The following is a 21,149-nucleotide window of genomic DNA, read 5'->3' on the forward strand; positions in this document are numbered from 1 at the left end:
TTGCCGCGTCGCCTTCGGCTCCTCGCAATGACGAAGAAAAAGAGTAGCGAATGACCCAACCCCAAATCGTCTGGCTGCGACGCGATCTGCGCATGGCCGACAATCCCGCGCTCTATCATGCCGCGCAGGCCGGGCCTGTGATCGCGGTCTATGTGCTCGATGACGCGCGTGCCGGTTCGCACAAGTATGGCGGCGCATCGCGCTGGTGGCTGCACCATGCGCTGGAGGATCTCGCCGCGAGCCTTGCGAAGCGACATGCGAGGCTGATCCTGCTGCGCGGCGATACGGTGGAGGAACTCGCCAAGATCGCTGAGGAAACTGGCGCCGAGGCGGTCCATGCCAACCGCCATTACGAGCCATGGTGGCGCAAGGCGCAGGGAGAGCTCAAGGAACGCCTGGAGCTCAAGCTCTACGATGCCAACTACCTGCTGCCGCCCGGCGCGGTGGTGACCGGATCTGGCACGCCGTACAAGATCTACACGCCGTTCTCGAAAGCGACGCTGGAACAGCTCCCGCCGCGCGATGTGCTGCCGGAGCCGGAGACGGTCTCATCACCCGATACTTGGCCCTCCAGCGACGCGCTGGAGGACTGGAACCTCCTCCCGACACATCCCGACTGGGCGGGCGGGATGCGCGACTTCTGGCAGGTCAGCGAAGCCGCCGCGCACGAGCGGCTCGGCTGGTGGGAAGACCATGTCGATGACTATCAGGAAGATCGCAATCTCCCCTCGGTCGACAAGACCAGCCAACTTTCGCCCTACCTGCATTTCGGGCAGGTCAGCCCGATACAAATATGGCATTCACTCAAGGATAAACGCTCATACGGCTGGAAGACGTTCGAAAAGGAGCTGATCTGGCGCGACTACGCGCAGAACGCGATCTGCCAGTTCCCCCGGTACGCGCTCGATAACTATCGCGACGAGTTCGATAAAATCGAATGGCGCGACCCGGAAACCGACGAGAGCGCCGCGCGCGACCTCAAGGCCTGGCAGCAGGGCCGCACCGGCTACCCGATCGTCGATGCCGGGATGCGCCAGCTGTGGCAGACCGGCTGGATGCACAACCGCGTGCGGATGATCGCGGCGAGTTTCCTGATCAAGCATCTGCTGATCGACTGGCGTGAGGGGGAGCAGTGGTTCTGGGACACGCTGGTCGATGCTGATTACGCCAGCAACGCGACCAATTGGCAATGGACCGCGGGCACGGGGGTCGATTCGAACATGTTCGTGCGGATCATGGCGCCGCTCAGCCAGTCGGAGAAGTTCGACGCTGCGGGCTACATCCGCCAATATGTGCCCGAACTCGCCGATCTCGACGAACCCTTCGTCCACGACCCGCCCGATCATATGCGCGGGCGCTATCCGGCCAGGATCATCGGCCACAGGGAAGGGCGCGAGCGCGCGCTGGCCGCATATAAGGCGATGAAGGGCTACGGATAGGCTTGCCCCTGCGAAGCACGCTCCATAGGGTGCGCGCAAACAGACGCAGGGAGAGAGAATAATGCGGCTTGGGTTGAGCAGCGCGGCAATGGCGCTGGCGCTGAGCGGGTGCGCGGCGAGCTATGCCGGGCCGGTCGAGACTGGCGCCACACAAGTGGCGGCGGTCACCATGGTCACTCCGCCAGAGCGCGACCCTTCCGAACTGGAGGTGCTGTTCTGGACCGATGCCCAGCGTGCAGACCGGTTCCGCAAGATGGAACAGTGGTTCGCCGGGCACGAAGTTGCTGCTGCGCCAGAACCGCGGGCCCTGCCGGATGGTGCGCCGCTCAGTCCCGAACTCGCGGCGGATGTGCACGCCTTCATGGAAGCGACCAACGCCGTGGGCGTGATGGTGCTGCAGGATGGCAGGAAGCGCTACGAGTCCTATCGGCTCGGCTTCGGGCCGGACCAGCGCTGGACCAGCTTCTCGGTCGCCAAGAGCTTTACCGCCACCCTGCTGGGTGCGGCGGTGAAGGATGGCTTCATCAAGAGCCTGGACGATCCGGTCACCCGCTATGTCCCGGCGCTGGCGGGATCCGCCTATGACGGGGTTACCGTCGAGCAGATCGCAACGATGACTTCGGGCGTGGCCTGGAACGAGGACTATACCGATCCCAAGAGCGACGTGGCGCAGATGAACCGGTTCGTGGTCGAATACGGGCCGGATGCGATGGTGACGCAGCTGCGCGGATTGAAGCGTGAGGCGCCGGCAGGCCAGAAGTGGGTCTACAAGACCGGCGAGACAAATCTGATCGGGTTGGTGGTGGAAAATGCGGTAGGCCTGCCGCTCGCCGAATATGCCAAGGCCAAGATTGTCGATCCGGCGGGCTTTGAAGGCGAGCTGTTCTGGATGACCGATCCGCGGGGCGGCAATATCGGCGGCTGTTGCCTGTCGATCCGGCTGGCGGACTATGCCCGCATGGGCCAGTTTGCGCTCGAAGGCGGCAACGGCACAGTGCCAGATGGCTGGTTTGCCCGCGCCGGCGATTCGCTGGTCGATTTCGGCGATAGCGGCTTCGGCTATGGCTATCAGTGGTGGACCTATCCCGGCGGCAATTACGGGGCGCAAGGCATTTTCGGGCAGGCGATCACGCTATTGCCGGAAAAGCAGATCGTTCTGGCCGTGGTCAGCAATTGGCCCACCGCGACCAGCCCCGACAATCGAGCCCTGTCGCGGGAACTGGCGGCCAAGATCGCCGCCGCCGATTAGCCGCCAATCGGGCGTCAGCAAGCGCTGCGGTAAGATCCGAGATTGGCGTAGCGCTGCAGGATGTTGTCATGCACGATCGGGCTCAAGAGCTCGCTGAAGGCGCATCCGACGATGCAATTGTCCCACCACACAACCTGGGCCTGAAGCGATCTCGAGCCCGGGCAGGGTCAGCCAGCACACCTGGCCTTCGTGCATCCGGTTGATCGAAGCGGCCGAAAAGCCCGAAATGGACAGATCATGCACCACGCTCTGGAACGCACGCCCGCCCGATGCGCGCAGCATCGCGGGAATGGTCAGCTTGGTGCGGGGAGCGCAGCGATCTTCCTGCGCAGCGATATGGTAGCGATCCTGCATCGTCTGCATCACGAAATTCCTCAATCAGCGTATCTTGCCAGGCCCCAGCCAGCATGCGCGCCGTAACCTTGCGGCAGGCCAATCGGGATCAGGCTTTACGCACGTTGGCCGAGCGCGGTTACCAGCCTGTCACCAGGGGTGGTTAGCGCGGCATTAACGCCAAGGAATTGAGCGATTTCAGCTGTCGATACGTTCGCGGTGCCCGGTCGGGAAATCGCTTTGCAGCAATGACACCAGCCGGTCAGCAACCGCCTCCGGCGGCTTCACGGTCGCGGGATCTTCGCCGGGATAGGCGCGCGCACGCATGGTTGTGCGGGTGGCACCCGGATCGACAATGGCGACGCGAATATCGGCAAGTTTTTCAACTTCCTGCGCATAACAGCTCAGAATATTGTCGAACGCAGCCTTGCTCGATCCGTAAGCACTCCAATAGGCGCGCGGCGCGGCCCCGACGCTGCTGGTCAAGCCGACAATTCGCGCGGATTTCGCGCGCTTCAGCATTGGATCGAATGCCGCCAGCAGCGCCTGCGTCGCCAGCACATTGAGGTTGAAGGCGCGGTTGAGCTGCTTGGCGTCAATCTGCGTCACTGGCGTCAGCGAGGGCAGATAGGCAGCCGACAGCACCAGTATGTCAAGCGCATCCCAGCGTCCCGACACCGCCGTGGCGAGCCGCCCGATCGATTCGGGCTCGGTCAGGTCGAGCGGGGCGATCGTCGAGCTGCCGCCGATTGCATGGATCGCGTCTTCGACCTCTTCCAGCGCCTTCACATCGCGCGCGACCAGCACGACATGCGCGCCCGCCGCTGCCAGTGCCTTGGCCGTGGCTGCGCCGATACCTTTGCTCGCGCCGGTGACAAGCGCCAGCTTGCCGTCAAGCGGTTTGCCGTCAGTCATTTGATCAAGCTGCCTTGTGATCGGGGAAGGAAAGTTGCGCTGCCGCATCCTCGGTCGAGGCGAGGTCGGTCAGCGACGTGGGGTAATCGCCGGTGAAACAGGCGTCGCAGAATTGCGGGCAGCCGTTGTCACGCCGCTTGGCGCCAACCGCACGATAGAGCCCGTCAATCGAAACGAAGGCCAGGCTGTCCGCCTTGATGAATTCGCGCATCGGCTCGATATCCATCCGCGCGGCGAGCAGCTTGCTGCGCTCCGGCGTGTCGACTCCGTAAAAACAGCTGTGCGCCGTGGGTGGGCTGGCGACGCGGAAATGCACTTCGCTCGCGCCCGCTTCGCGCATCATCTCGACGATCTTCATCGAGGTGGTGCCGCGCACGATCAGATCGTCGATCAGCACGATCCGCTTGCCTTCCACTAGCCCGCGATTGGCGTTGTGCTTGCGCTTGACGCCGGAATGGCGCGCGCCATCGGATGGCTGGATGAAGGTCCGCCCAACATAGTGCGAACGGATGATGCCGAGTTCGAACGGCACGCCCGATTGCTGGGCATAGCCGATGGCCGCGGGCACGCCGCTGTCAGGCACAGGCACGACGTAATCGGCATCGACCGGGCTTTCGATCGCCAGTTGCTGGCCGATCGCCTTGCGCGCTTCGTAGACGGTGTGTCCGGCGAACATCGAATCCGGGCGGCTGAAATAGACGTGCTCGAAAATGCAGGGGCGTGGATTGTGGCGGCCAAAGGGGTGGAGCGATTCGGTCGCTCCATCAAAGCCGACCTTGACCAACTCGCCCGGCTCGACTTCGCGCACGAATTCCGCGCCGACCACGTCGAACGCGACGGTCTCACTGGCGAACACTACCGCGTCACCCATCCGGCCCATCACCAGCGGGCGGATGCCCAGCGGATCGCGGCACGCGATCATGCCTTCGGGCGTCATCACGATCAGCGAATAGGCGCCTTCGACCAGCCGCAAGGCATCGACGAACCGGTCGATCATGGTGGGGTAGCGGCTGGTTGCGACGAGGTGGATGATCACTTCGGTATCCGAGGTCGACTGGAAGATCGCCCCGTTCTGCACCAGTTCGCTGCGCAGCTTCTGCGCGTTGGAGATATTGCCGTTATGCGCCACGGCAAAGCCGCCGCTGGCAAGATCGGCATAGAGCGGCTGGACATTGCGCAGGCCAGCGCCGCCGGTGGTGGAATAGCGCACGTGACCAGCTGCCATCGGTCCGGGCAGCTCGGCGATCGCTTCGGACGAGGAGAAGTTTTCCGCGACATGGCCAAGCCCGCGTCGCGAATAGAATTCCTTGCCGTCGAAACTGGTGATCCCGGCGGCTTCCTGGCCGCGGTGCTGCAAGGCGTGAAGACCCAGGGCAGTGGCGGCGGCGGCATCGGTGGCGTTGATCGCGCCGAAAATCCCGCACTCCTCGCGCAGCTTGTCGCCATCCATATCGAGGTAGGGATGCGTCCAGTTGATCGCCGTGGTCATCGTGTGCGCCTGCCTGCTTGAGCCCGCCGTGCCGTTGCGCGGGTCAATGGAGATGTTACGCCTCGATTACAAGGGTAGAGCGTGCGCTGTCACAGCTTTTGCTAGGGAAAGCTCGCCCGCTTGCATTGCGCCCTGCGGCCCGGCGCCCTAAATGCGCGGTTCATCGCCTCTGCCGCAGAGACCCAAGCATCGTGATCCTGTCCCCCTTCGAACGCATGATTGCCAAACGCTACCTCTTGCCGGGCAAGGGGGAGGCATTCATCGCGCTGGTCGCCGGCATCAGCGTGGGTGTGGTGATGCTGAGCGTCGCCATGCTGGTGGTGGTGATGAGCGTGATGAACGGCTTTCGCGCGGAATTGCTCGACAAGATCGTGGGGCTGAACGGGCATGCCATCGTCCAGGCCTATGGCGGGCGGCTCGACAGCTGGCGCGAAGTGCTGGAAGAGGTGCGGGACACGCCCGGCGTGGTCGATGCCTCGCCGTTGATCGAACAGCCGCTGCTGGTCACTTTCAACGGACGCGTGGAAGGGATCTTCGTGCGCGGCCAGACGCAGGATGACCTTGCGGGCCTTTCCGATCGGGTGCTGCTGGGCAATATTTCCGAACTGCAGCAGGATTCGGGCAATGTCGCGATCGGATCGCGCCTGGCCCAGAATATCGGCGCGCGGGTGGGCGACACCATCACCATCATCAATCCGCAGGGCCGGGCGACACCGTTCGGCACCTCGATGCGGCAGGTCGGCTATCGCGTTGCAGCGATCTTCGAAGTCGGGATCTACGATTACGACGAGAAATTCGTGATGATGCCGATCCCCGATGCGCAAACGCTGCTGCTGCTGGGCGATGCAGTGGGCATGATCGAAGTTTCCGTGACCGATCCCGACAAGGTGGGTGAAATCCTTGCTCCGGTGGAGGAAAAGGTCGCCGGCCGGGCGATCGTGTCCGACTGGAAAACCATGAACGCGACCCTGTTCGAAGCGCTCCAGGTTGAGCGTGTGGCGATGTTCTTTGCCCTAAGTTTCATGGTGCTGGTGGCGGCTTTTAACATCCTTTCGAGCCTGGTGATGCTGGTCCGCGCCAAGACCCGCGATATCGCGATCATGCGCACCATGGGGGCGACGCGGCGCAGCCTGATGAAGATCTTCGTCACCACCGGGTTCACCGTCGGCGCGATCGGCACGGTGGCCGGGCTGGTGCTGGGCGCGCTGATCTTGACCTTCCGCCAGCAAATCGTGCGCTTTATCGAGATCGTCACCGGGCAGAACCTGTGGGATCCCTCGATCCGCTTCCTGTCCACCCTGCCATCACGCACCGATCCCCTGGAGGTGACCGGTATCGTGTTGCTGGCGCTGGTGCTCAGCTTCCTTGCCACGCTCTATCCGGCGCTCAAGGCCGCCAGCACCGATCCGGTGGAGGTGCTGCGCTATGAGTGATGTGCTTGAACTTGAACCGGTTGTGCGGCTGCGCGGGTTGAAGCGCAGCTTCCAGCAGGGCGAAACCCGGATCGAAGTGCTGCGCGGCGTCGATCTGGATATCATGCCCGGCGAAATCGTGGCGCTGCTCGGCCCATCCGGCACCGGCAAATCGACCATGCTGCAGGCGGTCGGCCTGCTGGAAGGCGGTTTCGAAGGCTCGATCCGCATTGCGGGGGAAGAGGCAGGCACGCTGCCGACCGACGAGCGCACCAGGCTGCGGCGCGAGCATCTGGGCTTCGTCTACCAGTTCCATCACCTGCTGCCCGATTTCAACGCGTGCGAGAATGTGGTGATGCCGCAGATGATTGCGGGCGTGCCGCATGATGCGGCTGAAAAGCGCGCCGAAGAGCTGCTGGTTGCGCTGGGGCTTGGCCACCGGATGGACCACCGCCCGAGCCAGCTTTCGGGCGGCGAGCAGCAGCGCGTGGCGGTTGCCCGGGCGCTCGCCAACCGGCCGATGCTGGTGCTGGCGGACGAGCCGACCGGCAATCTCGACGAGCATACGTCCGAGCGGGTGCTGGGCCAGTTCCTTGAGCTCGTGCGCGGCGAGGGCAGTGCCGCGCTCGTCGCGACCCATAACGAACGGCTGGCGGCCAAGATGGACCGCGTGGTTCGCTTGCATGAAGGTGTGCTAGAATAGCGACGCTCGCCGAGCGCCATGGCGCGCCGGTGGATATGGGTTTGAGCGATTGCGCATTGGTCACGAAATTGTCCCTTCAGACTGGAAGGGGACACCATGCTTTCATCGATTTTGCTCGTCGCGCTGCTTCAAGCCACCACGACACCGCCACCTGCTGCTCCGCCGCCGACCTGCGACACGGAAGGTTACGCAGGGTTCGATTTCTGGATTGGCGAGTGGGACGTCTATCCGGCTGGGCGCGACACAAAGATCGCCGACAGCCGGATCGAGCGCAAGCATAATGGCTGCGCCGTGCTGGAAAGCTGGATGCCGCTGCGCGGGCAGGGCGGCTCCAGCCTCAATCACTACGATGCCGCCACCGGGCTATGGCACCAGAAATGGGTCGGCTCCGCGCCCGGCGCGGTGGAATTTGTCGGCGGCGTAACCGATGGCAAGATGGTGCTGGCCGGCAACTGGCCGCAACCTGGCGCGCCGCATACGTTGATCCGGATGAGCTATACCCATGATGAGGACGGATCGGTCCGCCAGTTCGGAGAGGCCTCGACGGACCATGGTCTTTCATGGCAAACGTCATTCGATTTCATTTATCGCCCCAAAAAGGACGCTCCCGAATGACGACGATTGCCGATTTCACCGTCACCACCAACCGCGGCGAAGAGCTCGATCTTGCCGACAAGAAGGGCAAGGTGCTGCTGGTGGTGAACACCGCCAGCAAATGCGGCTTCACCCCGCAGTATGACGGGCTGGAAAAGCTCTTCCAGCAATACAAGGACAAGGGCTTCGAGGTGCTCGGCTTTCCCTGCAACCAGTTCGGCGCGCAGGAACCGGGCAATGCCGACGAGATCGAGCAGTTCTGCAAGATCAATTTCGGCGTCACTTTTCCGCTGATGCAGAAGATCGACGTCAATGGCCCCGATGCCTCGCCGCTTTATGACTGGATGAAAGGCGAGGCCAAGGGCCTGATGGGATCGACCTCGATCAAATGGAACTTCACCAAGTTCCTGATCGACCGCGAGGGCAATGTGGTGCGCCGCTATGCGCCGACCGACAAGCCCGAACGGATCGCGAAGGATATCGAGAAGCTGCTTTGAGCCGCTAACAAACCATCGTCATTCCCGCGAAGACGGGAATCCAGTTGCTACCGATCTGGTTTCCTTCTGGATCCCCGCTTTCGCGGGGATGACGAGACGAGAGAATCTTGTGGATTGGCGCTTGGCCAATGCGAGGCTGCGCAGCATAGTACCGCGATGCCCTTCGCTCCCTTCGTCCCGCTGCGCGTCCAGTCGTCCTATTCGATGCTCGAAGGGGCGATCGATCCCAAGGCGATTGCCAAGCTGGCGAAGGAGCGCGGCTTTCCCGCGATCGCGATTTGCGACCGCAACGGGCTCTATGGCTCGGTTGCGTTCGGTAGTGCGTGCATGGACGAAGGCGTGCAGCCGATCATTGGCACGCTGCTGGGCGTGGCGCGGGACGAGGAAGGGCGCCAGGTCGACTACCTGCCGCTCTACGCGCAGGATGAGGCCGGCTATGACAATCTTTGCCACCTGGTGTCGCGTGCGCATCTCGACCGGCCACTCGAGTTTGAACCGCATGTCCAGCTCAACGATCTTGAAGGGCACACCGACGGGTTGATCGCGCTGAGCGGAGCGGGCGAAGGGGCGCTCACGCGCCTGCTGGCCGAAGGGCAGCAGAGCCATGCCGAGGCGCTGTGCGACCGGCTGCAGGCACTGTTTCCAGGACGGCTCTATATCGAGCTCGCCCGCCACGGCGATCCGGCCTGCACGGCGGCGGAAGCGGCGCTGATCGACCTTGCCTATGCCCGCGACCTGCCGCTGGTGGCGAGCAACCCTGCGCAATACGCTGAGCCGCATTTCCACAAGGCGCATGATGCGATGCTGTGCATCGCCCATTCGACCCATATCGATGCGGAAGACCGGCTCCACACCAACCGCGATGCCTGGGTCAAGTCCGCCAGGATGATGGAAGAGCTGTTCGCCGACCTGCCCGAAGCGACGGCCAATACACTGGTGGTCGCGCAGCGCTGCGCCTTTATCCCGCCCTATCGCAAACCGATCCTGCCCAGCCTTGCCGGTGACCTGGAGGGCGAGGCAAGGATGCTGGCTGAGGATGCACGCAAGGGGCTGGAGGCGCGGCTAGAGCCCTATGGCGAGCTGCCCGATGCAGAACGCAAGACCTATTTCGACCGGCTCGATTACGAAGTAGACGTGATCGTGAAGATGGGTTTCCCCGGCTACTTCCTGATCGTTGCCGACTTCATCAAATGGGCCAAGGACAACGGCATTCCGGTGGGGCCGGGGCGCGGATCGGGCGCGGGCTCGCTGGTCGCCTGGGCGCTGACCATCACCGATCTCGATCCGATCCGGCTGGGCCTGCTGTTCGAACGCTTCCTCAACCCTGAGCGCGTTTCGATGCCGGACTTCGATATCGACTTCTGCGAAACGCGGCGCGGCGAAGTGATCCGCTATGTCCAGCAGAAATATGGGCACGATCACGTCGCGCAGATCATCACTTTCGGCAAGATGAAGGCGCGCGCGGTGCTGCGCGATTGCGGCCGCATCCTGCAGATGAGCTATGGCCATGTCGATCGCCTCTGCAAGATGGTGCCCAACCACCCGACCGATCCGTGGACGCTGCCGCGGGCATTGAACGGCGCGGCCGATTTCCGCCGCGAATATGACAATGACAATGAGGTGAAGCAGCTGGTCGATCTGGCGCTGCAGCTCGAAGGGTTGCCGCGCAACAGCTCCACCCATGCCGCAGGCGTGGTGATCGGCGACCGGCCGCTGGCGCAGCTGGTGCCGCTCTATCGCGATCCGCGTTCGGACATGCCGGTTACCCAGTTCGACATGAAATATGTCGAAAGTTCCGGCCTCGTGAAGTTCGACTTCCTCGGGCTCAAGACGCTGTCGGTGTTGCGCAAGGCGGTGGACCTGCTGGCCGGGCGCGGGATCGAGATCGATCTGGGCGCGCTCGAATGGGACGATCCGGCGGTTTACGACCTGCTCCAGTCGGGCAACACAGTGGGCGTGTTCCAGCTCGAATCCGAAGGGATGCGGCGCACGCTGGCGGCGGTAAAGCCGACAAATTTCGGCGATATCATCGCGCTCGTCTCGCTCTATCGCCCCGGCCCGATGGACAACATCCCGCTGTTCGGCAAGCGCAAGAACGGCGAGGCGTCGATCGAATATCCGCATCCCAAGCTCGAGGGGATCCTGTCCGAAACCTACGGCATCTTCGTCTACCAGGAACAGGTGATGCAGGCGGCGCAGATCCTCGCCGGTTACTCGCTCGGCGATGCCGACCTGCTGCGCCGCGCCATGGGCAAGAAAAACCAGGCGGAGATGGATGCGCAGCGGGCGCGCTTTATTGACGGGTGCAAACAGGTTTCCGGCATCGAAAAGGCGCAGGCGAACGAGTTGTTCGACTTGATCGACAAATTCGCCGGTTACGGCTTCAACAAGTCGCACGCGGCCGCCTATGCCTTGCTCGCCTATCAAACCGCGTGGCTCAAGGCGCATTACCCGGAAGAATTCTACGCTGCGTCAATGTGTTTCGACATGCACCAGTCGGAAAAGCTGGCGGTATTCGTCGACGATGCGCGGCGCTATCCGGGTGTCGAAGGCGGCATTACGATATTGCCGCCCTGCATCAACCATTCCGAAGCGCGCTTCACGGTCGAACAGACCGATCATGGCTATGCCGTGCGCTATGCGCTGGCAGGCATCCGCAATGTCGGCGACAAGGCGATGGAAGCGATCGTGGCGGAGCGCGAGGGGTCAGGGCCGTTTACCAGCCTCAAGGACCTGTTCGAGCGCATGCCCAAAGGGGCGATGAATTCGCGTCAGCTGGAAGGGCTGATCTGCGCGGGCGCGCTCGATTGCCTCGATGACAATCGCGCCATGCTGTTTGCCAATGCCGACATGTTGCTGGCCGTGGCCGATGCGGCGGAGCGCGAGCGCGCGAGCGGGCAGGCCGCACTGTTCGGCGGCGAGGAAGCGGCTGATGACAGCCTGCACCTGGCCGAAACCGCGCGCTGGAGCCGGATCGAGCAGATGGCGAAGGAGCGCGAGAATTTCGGCTTCTATTTCTCCGCGCATCCGGTGCAGCAACATTGGCACATCGCCTCTGCCAATGGCGCGCGCAGTTACCAGTCGATCATGCAGGCGGGCGCACCTGTTGGCGGGCGCGGCCCGGCGGTGATGGCGGCCATGGTCGAAGGCTTCAGCAAGGGACGGACCAAGCGCGGCGCGGAATTCATCCGAGGTGATTTTTCGGATGCCTCCGGGCAGTTCAGTGCCGCCTGCTTCGAAGAGGGCCTGGTCCCGCAATTCGAACGCTGGGCGGCGGAGGGGACCTGCCTGCTGCTCAATGTCGATCTCGATTCGCCCAATCCCAGCGAACCCCCGCGCATTACCGTGCGCGGGGCGCGCCCGCTCGACGAAGTTCGCGGATCGACGCAAATGTGGATGTCGCTCGACGTGCTCAGCCGCGAAGCGCTGGCCGATCTGCGGCTTGAGCTGCTGGCGAGCGAGGAAGGGCAGGGCGAAGTGGTTGCGCGGGTGCTGGTGGGGCCGGGCGAATATGCCGCGATCCGCCTTGGCCGCGACTTCGCGCTCGACGGCGAACTGGCCGAGCGGCTCGCCGCGATCGAAGGGATTGGCAACGTGCAGCTGCGGCCCGTGCGTGGGCGTGGAAACCTGCGCCTGGTCGCCTGATGCTACCGTCTCTCGACGATCTGACCGACAAGGAGAAGGAAGCGCTGCGCCTGCTGCTGGCCGGCCATGATGCCAAGTCCAGCGCGGGCGCGCTCGATATTTCGGTCCACACGGTCAATGATCGATTGCGCAATGCGCGCCGCAAACTGGGTGTGTCGAGCAGCCGCGAGGCCGCAAGAATCTTGGGGGATGCCGAGGGGGCAGGCCCACAAATTCCTGCGCACACATCTTTGGGGATACCTCGCTCGACAGGCCAGTCAGATACTGCAGACCTCATCAACACCGCGCCACACAAGGCTTTTGGCCTGACGTGGTTTGCAGGAGGAATGCTAATCATGTCGATCATTATTGCCGCAGCCGTCATTGTCAGTTTTGCCAATATCGGAAGTACGGAAGCTGGAAGAACCGCCGCTCAAAACACGGTAACAACCGAAACGGGCAGTCCGGCTGCGGCTGACGACCCCGTTTCGATCGCGCGAGCGGAAAAATTCATGGCTCGCGTCGATGCGCGCGATTGGGAAGGGAGCTGGAAGGCTACTGGCCCCTATTTCCGTTCCCAGGCCAGTCTGGCCGAATGGACCAAACTTATTGAGCCGGTTCGCACCCCGCTGGGTAAGGTCGAGAGCCGCCGACTTGTGTCGGTCCAGCGCACCAGCACCGTGCCCGGCGCGCCGGAAGGCGATTACCAGATCATTCAATTCCAGACCGATTTTGCCGGGCGTGAAATGATTGCCACAGAAACGGTGGTCATGCTTCGCGGACAGAATGGCTGGGAAATCGTGGGTTTCTTCATCGCCTAGCGCGCAATCGGCATTCACCGGTTTCCAATACCGATGATTTCGGAGGGGCGGGCAGGTCTGCCCCTTCGTTGCATCTGGGCGTTAAGGACAATTGCCAAGCGCGCCGGTCCTCGGCATGACGGTGCAAAATAACTTGAGGAGAGAGACCCCGATGCTCGGTGCGATGCAAGACTGGACCATGCGGATCACCCATGTGATCGACCATGCGGCGCGCGAGGCGGGACACCGCGAGATCGTGTCGCGCTGGGCCGATGGCAGCGAAACGCGCACCAACTGGGCGGGGATTCGCACCGATGCGCTGAAGATGGCGCAGGCGCTGCAGGCGCTGGGCATCAAGAAGGGCGATCGCGTGGCGAGCCTGGCGATGAACCATTCGCGCCACCTGGTCAGCTGGTATGGCGTGGCCGGGATGGGCGGCGTGCTGCATACGGTCAATCCGCGGCTGTTCGACGACCAGCTGGAATACATCGTCAATCATGCTGAAGACCGCGTGCTGCTGTATGATGCGGCGTTCCAGTCAATTGTCGACCGGATGCGCGAGCGCTGGACCACGGTGGAGCACTACATCTGCTACGATTCGGGCGAGCATTCGCCGCATTTCGAGGACTGGATCGGCGCGCAGGATGGCGATTTCGAGTGGGTCATGGGCGCGGAAACCGATCCCTGCATGATCTGCTATACCAGCGGCACCACGGGCAATCCCAAGGGCGTGCAGTATGAACACCGCTCCACCGTGCTCCACGCGCTGGCGGGCCTGCAGCCATCGACTTTCAACTTCAGCTCGTCCTCGGTCATGCTGCCGGTCGTGCCGATGTTTCACGCCGCAAGCTGGGGCTTGCCTTATGCTGGCGCAATGGCGGGGATCAAATTTGTGTTCAGCGCGGTCAATGATCCGGCTGTGCTGCACGAATTGATGATGCGCGAGAAGGTGACCGACAGCGCCGGAGTGCCCACCGTCTGGCTCGCACATTTCCAGTATTGCGACAAGGAAGGGATCGACCTGCCGCCACTCAAGGCCGCCACGATCGGCGGGTCAGCCTGCCCGCGCTTCATGATCGAGCGGCTGATGAAGAACGGCACCCGCGTCCAGCACGCCTGGGGCATGACGGAAACCAGCCCGATCGGCACTGTCGGCGGCCCGACCTGGGACTGGGACCAGCTCAGCTTCGAGGAAAAGGTCGACAAGACCGCGATGCAGGGCCGGCCGATCTTTGGCGTGCAGCTGCGCACAGTCGACCTCGATGACATGATGACCGAGCTGCCGCGCGACGGAAAAACGTCTGGCGCGTTGCAGATCCGCGGTCCGTGGGTGATCAAGCGCTATTTCAAGGCCGAGCAGGACGCGACCAACAACGAAGGCTGGTTCGACACCGGCGACGTGGGGATCATCCATCCCGACGGCACGCTGCAGCTGACCGACCGGACCAAGGACGTGATCAAGTCCGGCGGCGAGTGGATCAGCTCGGTCGAGCTGGAAAACGCCGCGGTCGGCCATCCGGCGGTGGCCGAGGCTGCTGCGGTGGGGATGCCGCACCCGAAATGGGACGAGCGCCCGGTACTGTTCGTCGTCAAGAAGGACGGCGAGGATGTGACCGCGCAGGACATCACCGACTTCCTGGCTGACAAGGTCGCCAAATGGTGGCTGCCCGACGCCGTCGAATTCATCGACGAGATCCCGCACACCGCCACCGGCAAGATCAGCAAGAAGGACCTGCGTGACCGCTTTGCGGACTACAAGCTTGGCTGATCCGCTCATCCGGCCTGCCGCGCCCGGCGATGCGCAGGCCGTTTGCGCTATTTACGATTACCACGTGGCCCACGGCACGGCTTCGTTCGACAGTGCCGGACCGACCCAAGCCGAGTGGGCGGTGAAGATTGGCGATTTTGCTGCGAAAACCTGGCCCTTCCTCGTGGCCGAACGGGACGGCGAGGTGTTGGCCTATGCCTATGCCGGGCAGTTCAGGCCGCGCGCCGCCTACGCCCGAACCTGCGAGAACAGCATTTACGTGGCTGATGGCGCACGGGGAACGGGCCTGGGCAAGGCCTTGCTCGCTGCACTGGTCGAAGCTGCGCGCGACGCGGGTTTCGAACAGATGATCGCGGTGATCGGCGGGGGCGAGCCAGCCTCGGTCGCGCTGCATGCCCGGCTTGGCTTCGAACATGTCGGGCGGCTGCGCAATGTCGGCTTCAAGTTCGGGCGCAAGCTCGATACGGTCTATATGCAGCGCGACCTGATAGGAGAGGACCAGCAATGACCGTGTATATCGATCCTTCGCCCGCGAATTTCGCGGCGTTCAAGGCGCTGCCGCGCGACGAGCCGATCCATATGCTCAACCTGCTGCGCTATCGCGATCAGGCGGAATATCCCGAGGGCCACGAGCATGCGGGCAAGGGGTGGAGCGGGCGGCGCGCCTATGAGGAGTATGGCAAGACCAGCGGGCCCATCTTCCGCCGGGTCGGCGGCACGATCGTGTGGCGCGGTGCGTTCCAGACCATGGTGACCGGGCCGGAACCTGACGACAAGCTGTGGCATGACGGCTTCGTGGCACAGTATCCCAACAGCGCGGCCTTCTTCGAGATGATCAAGGACCCGGATTACCAGCTTGCCGTGGTCAACCGCACTGCTGCGCTGGTCGATAGCCGCCTGATGCGCTTCAAGCCGGGCGAGGCTGGAGGAGGGTTTGGGTGAAGGGGGCAGCACTTTTCATTTCAATGCTCCTTCTGACTGGGTGCGCAGCCGGGACAGAACCTGCAGGAGTACCGCCCGAGTTGGCCGGCTTAAAGGAAGCCGTCTCCCGATGCAGGCAGGATGCTCAGAAGACATATCCGGAGCGCTCGGAGCATTGTGTATTGGCCGCCGAGGGGTTGTCCAAAAGCTACCGAGAGGATTGCGCGCAAAACATTAGTCGCGAGTGCATGGCTTGGAATCTGGTGCACACAGATCTTGCGCTTGGCTTTCAGAATGCAATTTCTGAGAGTTTGTTCACACGTGGCAAGAGCACCGAGGTTGAAAGGCTTGGCAACAGCGAGGGTTTCTGGGTGTACCGCCAAGGCGAATTGATGCGATCGCTGTTCGAGCAATGTCTTGCCGAAGAAGCGCGAGAGCTTGAAGCGAATGGGCTTATCAGGGTGACTGAAATCATGGATCGGCCGCTGAAATCCGACCAGCGTTGTTTCCGCGAGGGCTATCCCGAATTCCGCACTAGGAAGGCTGTAGCCTCTTAAATCAATCGCAATTGCCCACCCACCTCGGGCCTCCTGAAGCGCGAACAATCGAGTTCGAACTTCTCGCCCATTTCCGATGCAGAGTTGTTGCCGGCGATCCCCGCGCGCTTGCAGGCGAGGTTGAAGCGCGCGCGGAACAGATCCGCCCACACGCCTTGCGGTTTCATCCGGCTGAAGAACTCCGGATCGTTGTCGCGGGCTACCCCGTTCTTGGCCCTGATCGACCGGACGATGCTCATCACCTTTCCCGCGCGATCGGGGTAGTGCACATCCAGCCATTCGCGGAACAGCGGGGCAACCTCATGCGGCAGGCGCAGCGGGATCCAGCCCGCCGAACCTACGCCCAGTTCGCCCGCCCGCGCCACGATGTCTTCCATGAACTCGTCGGTGATTGCGGGAATGACCGGGCTCACCGAACAATGCACCGGCACGCCCGCTTCGGCCAGTTTTCCCAATGCCGCGAGTCGCTTGGCGGGCGAAGCTGCGCGTGGTTCGAGCTTTCCGGAGAGCTTCGGATCGAGGCTCGTCACCGAGATCGCCACCGCCACCAGTTTGTTGCGCGCCATCTCTGCGAGCAGGTCCAGATCGTCGAGTATCCTGTCCGACTTGGTCGTGATCGTAACTGGATGGCGCGCCTCAAGGCACACCTCCAGCACCTGCCGGGTAATGCGATATTGCCGCTCGATCGGCTGGTAGGGGTCGGTGTTGGTGCCCATCGCGATCAGGCGTGGGCGGTATTTGGCCTTCGCCAGCGTTTCGCGCAGCAAATCCGCCGCGTTCGGCTTCGCAAACAGCTGCGTTTCGAAATCGAGGCCCGGCGACAGGTCATGATAGGCGTGGGTCGGGCGGGCGAAGCAGTAGACACAGCCGTGCTCGCACCCGCGATAGGCGTTGATCGACCGATCGAACGGGATATCGGGCGAACTGTTGAAGCTGAGGATCGTTTTCGGATGCTCTTCGGTCACGTGCGTCCGCAGCTTGGGCGGCTCGCCATCGAGCCGCCCGACCCAGTCGCGCCAGTCGCCATCGGCCTCGCGTTCGGCCAGCCCGAAACGCGTCGAAACCTGCGCGGACTGCGCGCCGCGGCCATGGACGAATGGTTTTGACATCTTCGCAGCCTAACGCACGAGTAGGAACAAAGATAGAACAAATTTTCTTTTAACCAAGTCCGCATTAGGAACAAGCCATGACGAATCGCACCGCGACTTTCACGCTCAACGAAGGGCATGCGCTTGGCGCCATGAAACTCGTCATGAACCGGCGAACGAAGATCCCGGTCTGGCCCGTCGTGGTGTTCGGGCCGCTGATCGCTGTGGTGTTCCTGCTGTACAAGAGCGATGGCCCGTTCAGCGAGATACTGCCGATCCTTGGCTGGCTGGTTATCGTGCTCTCGGGCTTGGTCGCGATCGCCTATTACTGGGCGTTGCCGCGCCAGGTGCGGCGGAGCTTCCGCCAGACTGCGATGTTGCAGGAGCCGATGACAATCGAGTGGGATGAAGCGGGCTATGCGCTTTCCAGCGCGAGCGGCAATGCACGCTTAAACTGGGACGAGCTTTACGCCTGGGCTGAGCAGGACGACATTGTTCTGCTGATGCAAAGCGAAATGCTCTACAACCTTGTGCCGAAGGCAGCCCTCAGCGCCGACCAATTGGGGAGCTTGCGCAGCTGCCTTGCGCACTCGGGGTTGAAGCAGCTCTAGACCTCTTTCAACCGCGGCATCAGTTCCACGAAATTGCACGGCCGGTTGCGGCTGTCGAGCTGTTCGGCCAGAATCCCGTCCCAGCCATCTTTGACCGCGCCGTTCGAGCCGGGCAGGGCAAAGATATAGGTGCCCCGCGCCACCACCGCGCAGGCGCGGCTTTGCACGGTGCTGGTGCCGATGCTCTTGTAGCTGAGCCAGCGGAACAGCTCGCCGAAGCCGGGGATATCGCGCGCATCGTGTATCATCGCCAGCGCTTCGGGCGTCACGTCGCGCCCGGTCAGGCCGGTGCCGCCGGTCGAGACCACCGCATCGATTTGCGGATCGTCGATCCAGTCGTTGAGCTTGCTCGCCAGCACGTTCGCGTCATCCTTGACGATCGCGCGGGCCGCCAGGCGATGCCCGGCATCGGTGACGCGCTGCGCCAGGATATCGCCCGAGGTATCGTTTTCCGCCGTGCGTGTGTCGGACACGGTCAGGACGGCGATATTGATCGGCTTGAATGTGCGTTCCGGATCGATCGCCATCGCCAGCCCCGGTCAGTTCCGGCCGGTCAGCCGCACCGCACTGGGGCCGCGGCTTTCGGGAAAGGCGGGCCACATGCCCTGCGCCAGCGCCTCGCGGCTGGCCGAAGGGGCTCCCGATTGCCGTTCATACATCCAGTAATTGCGCATCACGATGTTTACATATTCGCGCGTTTCCCAATAGGGGATACTCTCCATATAGAGCAGCGGATCGCCCAGGTCGCGGACTTCGCTGTTCCAGCGCGTCACCGGCGAAAGCCCGGCGTTATAGGCCGCCATGATCTTGGGCAGCAGGCCTTGCGTGGCGCCCGAATCCCGCAGCATCTCAAGGTTGCGCTGGCCGAACGCCAGATTGACCTCCGGATCGTTCAGATTGACGTAGCTGGCGTTCATTTCCAGCCGCGGGGCATGCTGGCGCACGGTGATCGGGGTGATCTGCATCAGCCCGCGCGCATCGGCAGGGCTGACGGCGTTGGTGCGGAAGTTCGATTCCTGCAGCGCATGGGCAAAGGCCAGCGCCGGGTCGACCTGCCAGCCGCTGGTGGGCATCCAGCGCGCCGTGGGATAGCGCAGCGCAGCGAGTGGCTGCGTTCCGCGCGGGGCGTTATGCGCCATCCACAGCTGGGTCTGCGGCAGGCCCAGTTCGCGCGCGAGGCGGGAGAGGGCGGCATATTCGGACGGGCTGCCGATCTTTGCCTGGTGGCGCAACACTTCGTCCGCCAAATCGCCGCGCCCGATCTCCAGTAGGCCGACGGCAACGCGCACATTGTTCCTGTCGCGCAGTTTGGTCCAATCGGATGGGGCAAAATCCGCCCCTTCATGCGCATCGGGAATGGTCTGGCCGAGCTGTTCGAGCGAGAGCATGCCATAGAGCGTCTCATCCTCGCGCGCGGCGGCCTGCAGATGCTTCGTCGCTTCGGCGGGCTGGCGGCTGCGGGTCAGCGCGCGGGCGGCCCAGAAATGCGCCGCCGTGCGCAATTCGACATTGTTGGCAAGCTGGGCCGTGCGGGCAAAGCCTTGAGCCGCAGTGGCAAAATCGCCCAAGCGCCAGGCGGCAAGGCCCACCACCCATTCGCCCTCTGCCACCCATGGTCCGCTGCCGTCGGCCACGGTCTGGGCCATGCCAAGCGCCGCGGTGTCGCGGTTTTCGATGTAATAGCTCCAGGCCACGCGCTGGCGCCATTCGGCGCGCGCTTCCGGGCTGAGCAAGGCATCGATCCCGTCGAGCAGCAGCCGCGCACTGTCCGGATCGTCGTTCTTGATGTGCTCAAGGATGCCTGCACTGATATCCGCTGGCATGGTGCCATCCTGCACGCTGCGCGGGCGCAAGCGCTTCGAAGCATAGGGCTGGCGGGCGAAAGGTTGCGCCTGCGGCAGGTCGGGCAGGAACTCCAGCCCGCGCTTCTGGCCAAGCCGGCCCAGCTGTTCGGCCTGCGGCAAGTCAGTGCCCATCGCGAACCACGCGGCGATCTGTTCGGCCGTCACGCGCGGGCTGTTGGCGTGGGTGTAATATTCGGCGATGGCGACCTGATGCAGCAGGCCGGGCTCGCGATCGCCGAGCAGACCGTCGACCTTGGCCCAGTCCTCGCGCGCGATCGCCGTGAAGATGTCGCGGTAATACTGCTGGTCGCGTTCGCTCAGCACCTGCGGGACATTGACCGTGCCGGCGCGGGCGCGGAAATATTCGGCGGCACTGCTGGCGTTGGCATAGGCGGCGGTAGCCGGGATACCCGCCACCCCGGCGAGCAATGCCATACCCAGGAATTTAAGCTGTTTGGCTTTCATTGCGCGTTTGAGCCTGTCCATTCGAGCCATCGGTGCCAGAAGCGGGCCTTCAGCAGGGGCATCGCCATCATCGCGTCGAGCCCTTCTGATGCCATCAGCGGCACGCTGAAGCCTTCATGGTTAAAATTTTGTAAAGAGGCAGGCTCTTGCGCCGCATCGTGCCCCAAAAGCGGCAGGATGTTGGTGCCGAACGCCAGCAGGCGCTGCGGCGCGGCTAGCCGGATATGGTGCTGTAATAGCTTGCTGAATCCCTGCGCCGCGAGTGCTGCCCCGTCGGCCATGGGCGTGTGCCGCGGCAAGGCGGAAGCGAGGTAGACCTGATCTTCCGCGATCCCCATGGCGCTGAGGATGCGCGAAAGCAGCTGGCCCTGAGCTTGTGACAGCAGCCGCTCGGTGTCGCCTTGCTCCGGATCCATCACCAGCACCATCAGCCGCGCACCCGCCGGGCCCCGCGGCGGCACCCGCCCGCGCGGGCCGATCGCGTCGAGCGCCGGCTCGCTCAGCCACCATTCGTGGAAAGCACTCAGATCGGCAGGCGGGTTTGGCCCCAGCAGGTCGATTTTTTGTGGAGGCGGGGCTTCAGCCGGCGAATGGACCGTTTTCGCCCCAGTTGTCGTCTGCGGCGCGGTCTCGGCCTGCACCGGCTCGGCCAGCCAGTCCGTAGCGTCATCCGCAAAATCGCAATCGACGCCCGCATCGCGCCACCACTCGATGGCTGCAGCAAAATCGCGCGCAGTCAGGGTGAGGGGATCGGCGTTACTCACAATTGCGGGTCTTGACCTTGCGCGGCCCAGCAATCAAGGCTCTGGGCACGTTTGGACACCGAATTTTCGAAGGATC

Annotated in this window: 19 protein-coding genes and 1 pseudogene; 13 read left to right on the forward strand and 7 right to left on the reverse strand. The window is 63.2% G+C overall.

The annotated features are described in order from the left end of the window. Positions 1-50: 50 nt before the first annotated feature. Together G6N82_RS00290 and G6N82_RS00295 are read left to right on the forward strand one after the other, a co-directional pair. Positions 51-1,439, forward strand: a complete 1,389-nt coding sequence (locus G6N82_RS00290; RefSeq protein ID WP_165192646.1) for a deoxyribodipyrimidine photo-lyase — start codon at positions 51-53, stop codon at positions 1,437-1,439. Positions 1,440-1,500: 61 nt separating this feature from the next. Then, entirely contained in the window at positions 1,501-2,688 is a 1,188-nt protein-coding gene (locus G6N82_RS00295; protein ID WP_165192648.1) for a serine hydrolase domain-containing protein, read from the forward strand. 14 nt (positions 2,689-2,702) lie between these two features. On the opposite strand, the pseudogene G6N82_RS00300 reads toward G6N82_RS00295, so the two are convergent. From G6N82_RS00300 to purF, 3 genes and pseudogenes are all read right to left on the reverse strand, one after another. Continuing rightward, positions 2,703-3,051, reverse strand: a pseudogene (locus tag G6N82_RS00300) (PilZ domain-containing protein). Between the two features lie 168 nt (positions 3,052-3,219). Beyond that, the gene (locus G6N82_RS00305; protein WP_165192650.1) at positions 3,220-3,936 is read right to left on the reverse strand and encodes an SDR family NAD(P)-dependent oxidoreductase; all 717 of its coding nucleotides are present in this window, start codon (positions 3,934-3,936) and stop codon (positions 3,220-3,222) included. Positions 3,937-3,940: 4 nt separating this feature from the next. Next, complete coding sequence (gene purF / locus G6N82_RS00310) at positions 3,941-5,413, reverse strand: amidophosphoribosyltransferase (RefSeq protein WP_165197789.1); 1,473 nt, start codon at positions 5,411-5,413, stop codon at positions 3,941-3,943. Between the two features lie 203 nt (positions 5,414-5,616). On the opposite strand from purF, the gene G6N82_RS00315 reads away from it, so the two are divergent. The 10 genes from G6N82_RS00315 (at position 5,617) to G6N82_RS00360 (ending at position 16,301) form a co-directional block, all read left to right on the forward strand. Next, on the forward strand, positions 5,617-6,858 hold the full coding sequence (locus tag G6N82_RS00315) for a lipoprotein-releasing ABC transporter permease subunit (protein ID WP_165192652.1): 1,242 nt from the start codon (positions 5,617-5,619) through the stop codon (positions 6,856-6,858). Further along, entirely contained in the window at positions 6,851-7,540 is a 690-nt protein-coding gene (locus G6N82_RS00320; protein ID WP_165192654.1) for an ABC transporter ATP-binding protein, read from the forward strand. The genes G6N82_RS00315 and G6N82_RS00320 overlap by 8 nt, the downstream gene beginning before the upstream one ends. Positions 7,541-7,636: 96 nt before the next feature. Further along, the gene (locus G6N82_RS00325; protein ID WP_165192656.1) at positions 7,637-8,155 is read left to right on the forward strand and encodes a hypothetical protein; all 519 of its coding nucleotides are present in this window, start codon (positions 7,637-7,639) and stop codon (positions 8,153-8,155) included. After that, positions 8,152-8,631: a glutathione peroxidase gene (locus G6N82_RS00330; protein ID WP_165192658.1), complete on the forward strand. Its 480-nt coding sequence runs from the start codon at positions 8,152-8,154 to the stop codon at positions 8,629-8,631. Before G6N82_RS00325 ends, G6N82_RS00330 begins: the two co-directional genes overlap by 4 nt. 156 nt (positions 8,632-8,787) lie before the next feature. Further along, a complete protein-coding gene (gene dnaE / locus G6N82_RS00335) occupies positions 8,788-12,276 on the forward strand; it encodes a DNA polymerase III subunit alpha (RefSeq protein WP_165192660.1) in 3,489 nt (1,162 codons plus the stop codon). Further along, a complete protein-coding gene (locus tag G6N82_RS00340) occupies positions 12,276-13,076 on the forward strand; it encodes a DUF4019 domain-containing protein (RefSeq protein WP_165192662.1) in 801 nt (266 codons plus the stop codon). The genes dnaE and G6N82_RS00340 overlap by 1 nt, the downstream gene beginning before the upstream one ends. Positions 13,077-13,227: 151 nt before the next feature. Next, positions 13,228-14,823, forward strand: a complete 1,596-nt coding sequence (locus G6N82_RS00345) for a long-chain fatty acid--CoA ligase (protein WP_165192664.1) — start codon at positions 13,228-13,230, stop codon at positions 14,821-14,823. Further along, positions 14,816-15,331 (forward strand): GNAT family N-acetyltransferase, encoded by a 516-nt coding sequence (locus tag G6N82_RS00350; RefSeq protein ID WP_206520243.1) that lies wholly within the window; start codon positions 14,816-14,818, stop codon positions 15,329-15,331. The genes G6N82_RS00345 and G6N82_RS00350 overlap by 8 nt, the downstream gene beginning before the upstream one ends. Further along, complete coding sequence (locus tag G6N82_RS00355) at positions 15,328-15,765, forward strand: DUF1330 domain-containing protein (protein ID WP_165192666.1); 438 nt, start codon at positions 15,328-15,330, stop codon at positions 15,763-15,765. Before G6N82_RS00350 ends, G6N82_RS00355 begins: the two co-directional genes overlap by 4 nt. Before the next feature lie 227 nt (positions 15,766-15,992). Beyond that, complete coding sequence (locus G6N82_RS00360) at positions 15,993-16,301, forward strand: hypothetical protein (protein WP_165192668.1); 309 nt, start codon at positions 15,993-15,995, stop codon at positions 16,299-16,301. Here G6N82_RS00360 and G6N82_RS00365 read toward each other — a convergent pair. Continuing rightward, complete coding sequence (locus G6N82_RS00365) at positions 16,298-17,410, reverse strand: PA0069 family radical SAM protein (protein WP_165192670.1); 1,113 nt, start codon at positions 17,408-17,410, stop codon at positions 16,298-16,300. The two genes, G6N82_RS00360 and G6N82_RS00365, sit on opposite strands and share 4 nt — an antisense overlap. A gap of 77 nt (positions 17,411-17,487) precedes the next feature. Between G6N82_RS00365 and G6N82_RS00370 the strand changes: the two genes are divergently transcribed. Continuing rightward, positions 17,488-18,000 carry a YcxB family protein gene (locus G6N82_RS00370; RefSeq protein ID WP_165192672.1) on the forward strand — a complete coding sequence of 171 codons (513 nt, stop codon included), beginning with the start codon at positions 17,488-17,490 and terminating at the stop codon, positions 17,998-18,000. Here the strand turns inward: G6N82_RS00370 and moaB are convergent. From moaB to G6N82_RS00385, 3 genes are read right to left on the reverse strand one after another with little or no spacing between them, the layout of a single operon-like run. Beyond that, on the reverse strand, positions 17,997-18,527 hold the full coding sequence (gene moaB / locus G6N82_RS00375) for a molybdenum cofactor biosynthesis protein B (protein ID WP_165192674.1): 531 nt from the start codon (positions 18,525-18,527) through the stop codon (positions 17,997-17,999). The genes G6N82_RS00370 and moaB overlap by 4 nt on opposite strands. 12 nt (positions 18,528-18,539) lie before the next feature. Further along, entirely contained in the window at positions 18,540-20,309 is a 1,770-nt protein-coding gene (locus G6N82_RS00380) for a transglycosylase SLT domain-containing protein (protein WP_165192676.1), read from the reverse strand. Continuing rightward, the gene (locus tag G6N82_RS00385) at positions 20,306-21,073 is read right to left on the reverse strand and encodes a uracil-DNA glycosylase family protein (RefSeq protein WP_241255144.1); all 768 of its coding nucleotides are present in this window, start codon (positions 21,071-21,073) and stop codon (positions 20,306-20,308) included. Before G6N82_RS00385 ends, G6N82_RS00380 begins: the two co-directional genes overlap by 4 nt. Between the last annotated feature and the right edge of the window lie 76 nt (positions 21,074-21,149).

Origin of the sequence: Altererythrobacter sp. BO-6 (genome assembly GCF_011047315.1) — a bacterium.
In the GTDB taxonomy this organism is placed as follows: Bacteria; Pseudomonadota; Alphaproteobacteria; order Sphingomonadales; family Sphingomonadaceae; genus Erythrobacter.

What these genes read in the sequence shown, in the direction of transcription:
- moaB (WP_165192674.1), bottom strand. Translation starts at nt 18,527, where the DNA reads ATGGCGATCGATCCGGAACGCACATTCAAGCCGATCAATATCGCCGTC.
- G6N82_RS00295 (WP_165192648.1), top strand. Translation starts at nt 1,501, where the DNA reads ATGCGGCTTGGGTTGAGCAGCGCGGCAATGGCGCTGGCGCTGAGCGGG.
- G6N82_RS00365 (WP_165192670.1), bottom strand. Translation starts at nt 17,410, where the DNA reads ATGTCAAAACCATTCGTCCATGGCCGCGGCGCGCAGTCCGCGCAGGTT.
- G6N82_RS00330 (WP_165192658.1), top strand. Translation starts at nt 8,152, where the DNA reads ATGACGACGATTGCCGATTTCACCGTCACCACCAACCGCGGCGAAGAG.
- G6N82_RS00380 (WP_165192676.1), bottom strand. Translation starts at nt 20,309, where the DNA reads ATGAAAGCCAAACAGCTTAAATTCCTGGGTATGGCATTGCTCGCCGGG.
- G6N82_RS00325 (WP_165192656.1), top strand. Translation starts at nt 7,637, where the DNA reads ATGCTTTCATCGATTTTGCTCGTCGCGCTGCTTCAAGCCACCACGACA.
- G6N82_RS00305 (WP_165192650.1), bottom strand. Translation starts at nt 3,936, where the DNA reads ATGACTGACGGCAAACCGCTTGACGGCAAGCTGGCGCTTGTCACCGGC.
- G6N82_RS00355 (WP_165192666.1), top strand. Translation starts at nt 15,328, where the DNA reads ATGACCGTGTATATCGATCCTTCGCCCGCGAATTTCGCGGCGTTCAAG.
- dnaE (WP_165192660.1), top strand. Translation starts at nt 8,788, where the DNA reads ATGCCCTTCGCTCCCTTCGTCCCGCTGCGCGTCCAGTCGTCCTATTCG.
- G6N82_RS00320 (WP_165192654.1), top strand. Translation starts at nt 6,851, where the DNA reads ATGAGTGATGTGCTTGAACTTGAACCGGTTGTGCGGCTGCGCGGGTTG.
- G6N82_RS00370 (WP_165192672.1), top strand. Translation starts at nt 17,488, where the DNA reads ATGACGAATCGCACCGCGACTTTCACGCTCAACGAAGGGCATGCGCTT.
- G6N82_RS00345 (WP_165192664.1), top strand. Translation starts at nt 13,228, where the DNA reads ATGCTCGGTGCGATGCAAGACTGGACCATGCGGATCACCCATGTGATC.
- G6N82_RS00360 (WP_165192668.1), top strand. Translation starts at nt 15,993, where the DNA reads ATGGCTTGGAATCTGGTGCACACAGATCTTGCGCTTGGCTTTCAGAAT.
- G6N82_RS00340 (WP_165192662.1), top strand. Translation starts at nt 12,276, where the DNA reads ATGCTACCGTCTCTCGACGATCTGACCGACAAGGAGAAGGAAGCGCTG.
- G6N82_RS00290 (WP_165192646.1), top strand. Translation starts at nt 51, where the DNA reads ATGACCCAACCCCAAATCGTCTGGCTGCGACGCGATCTGCGCATGGCC.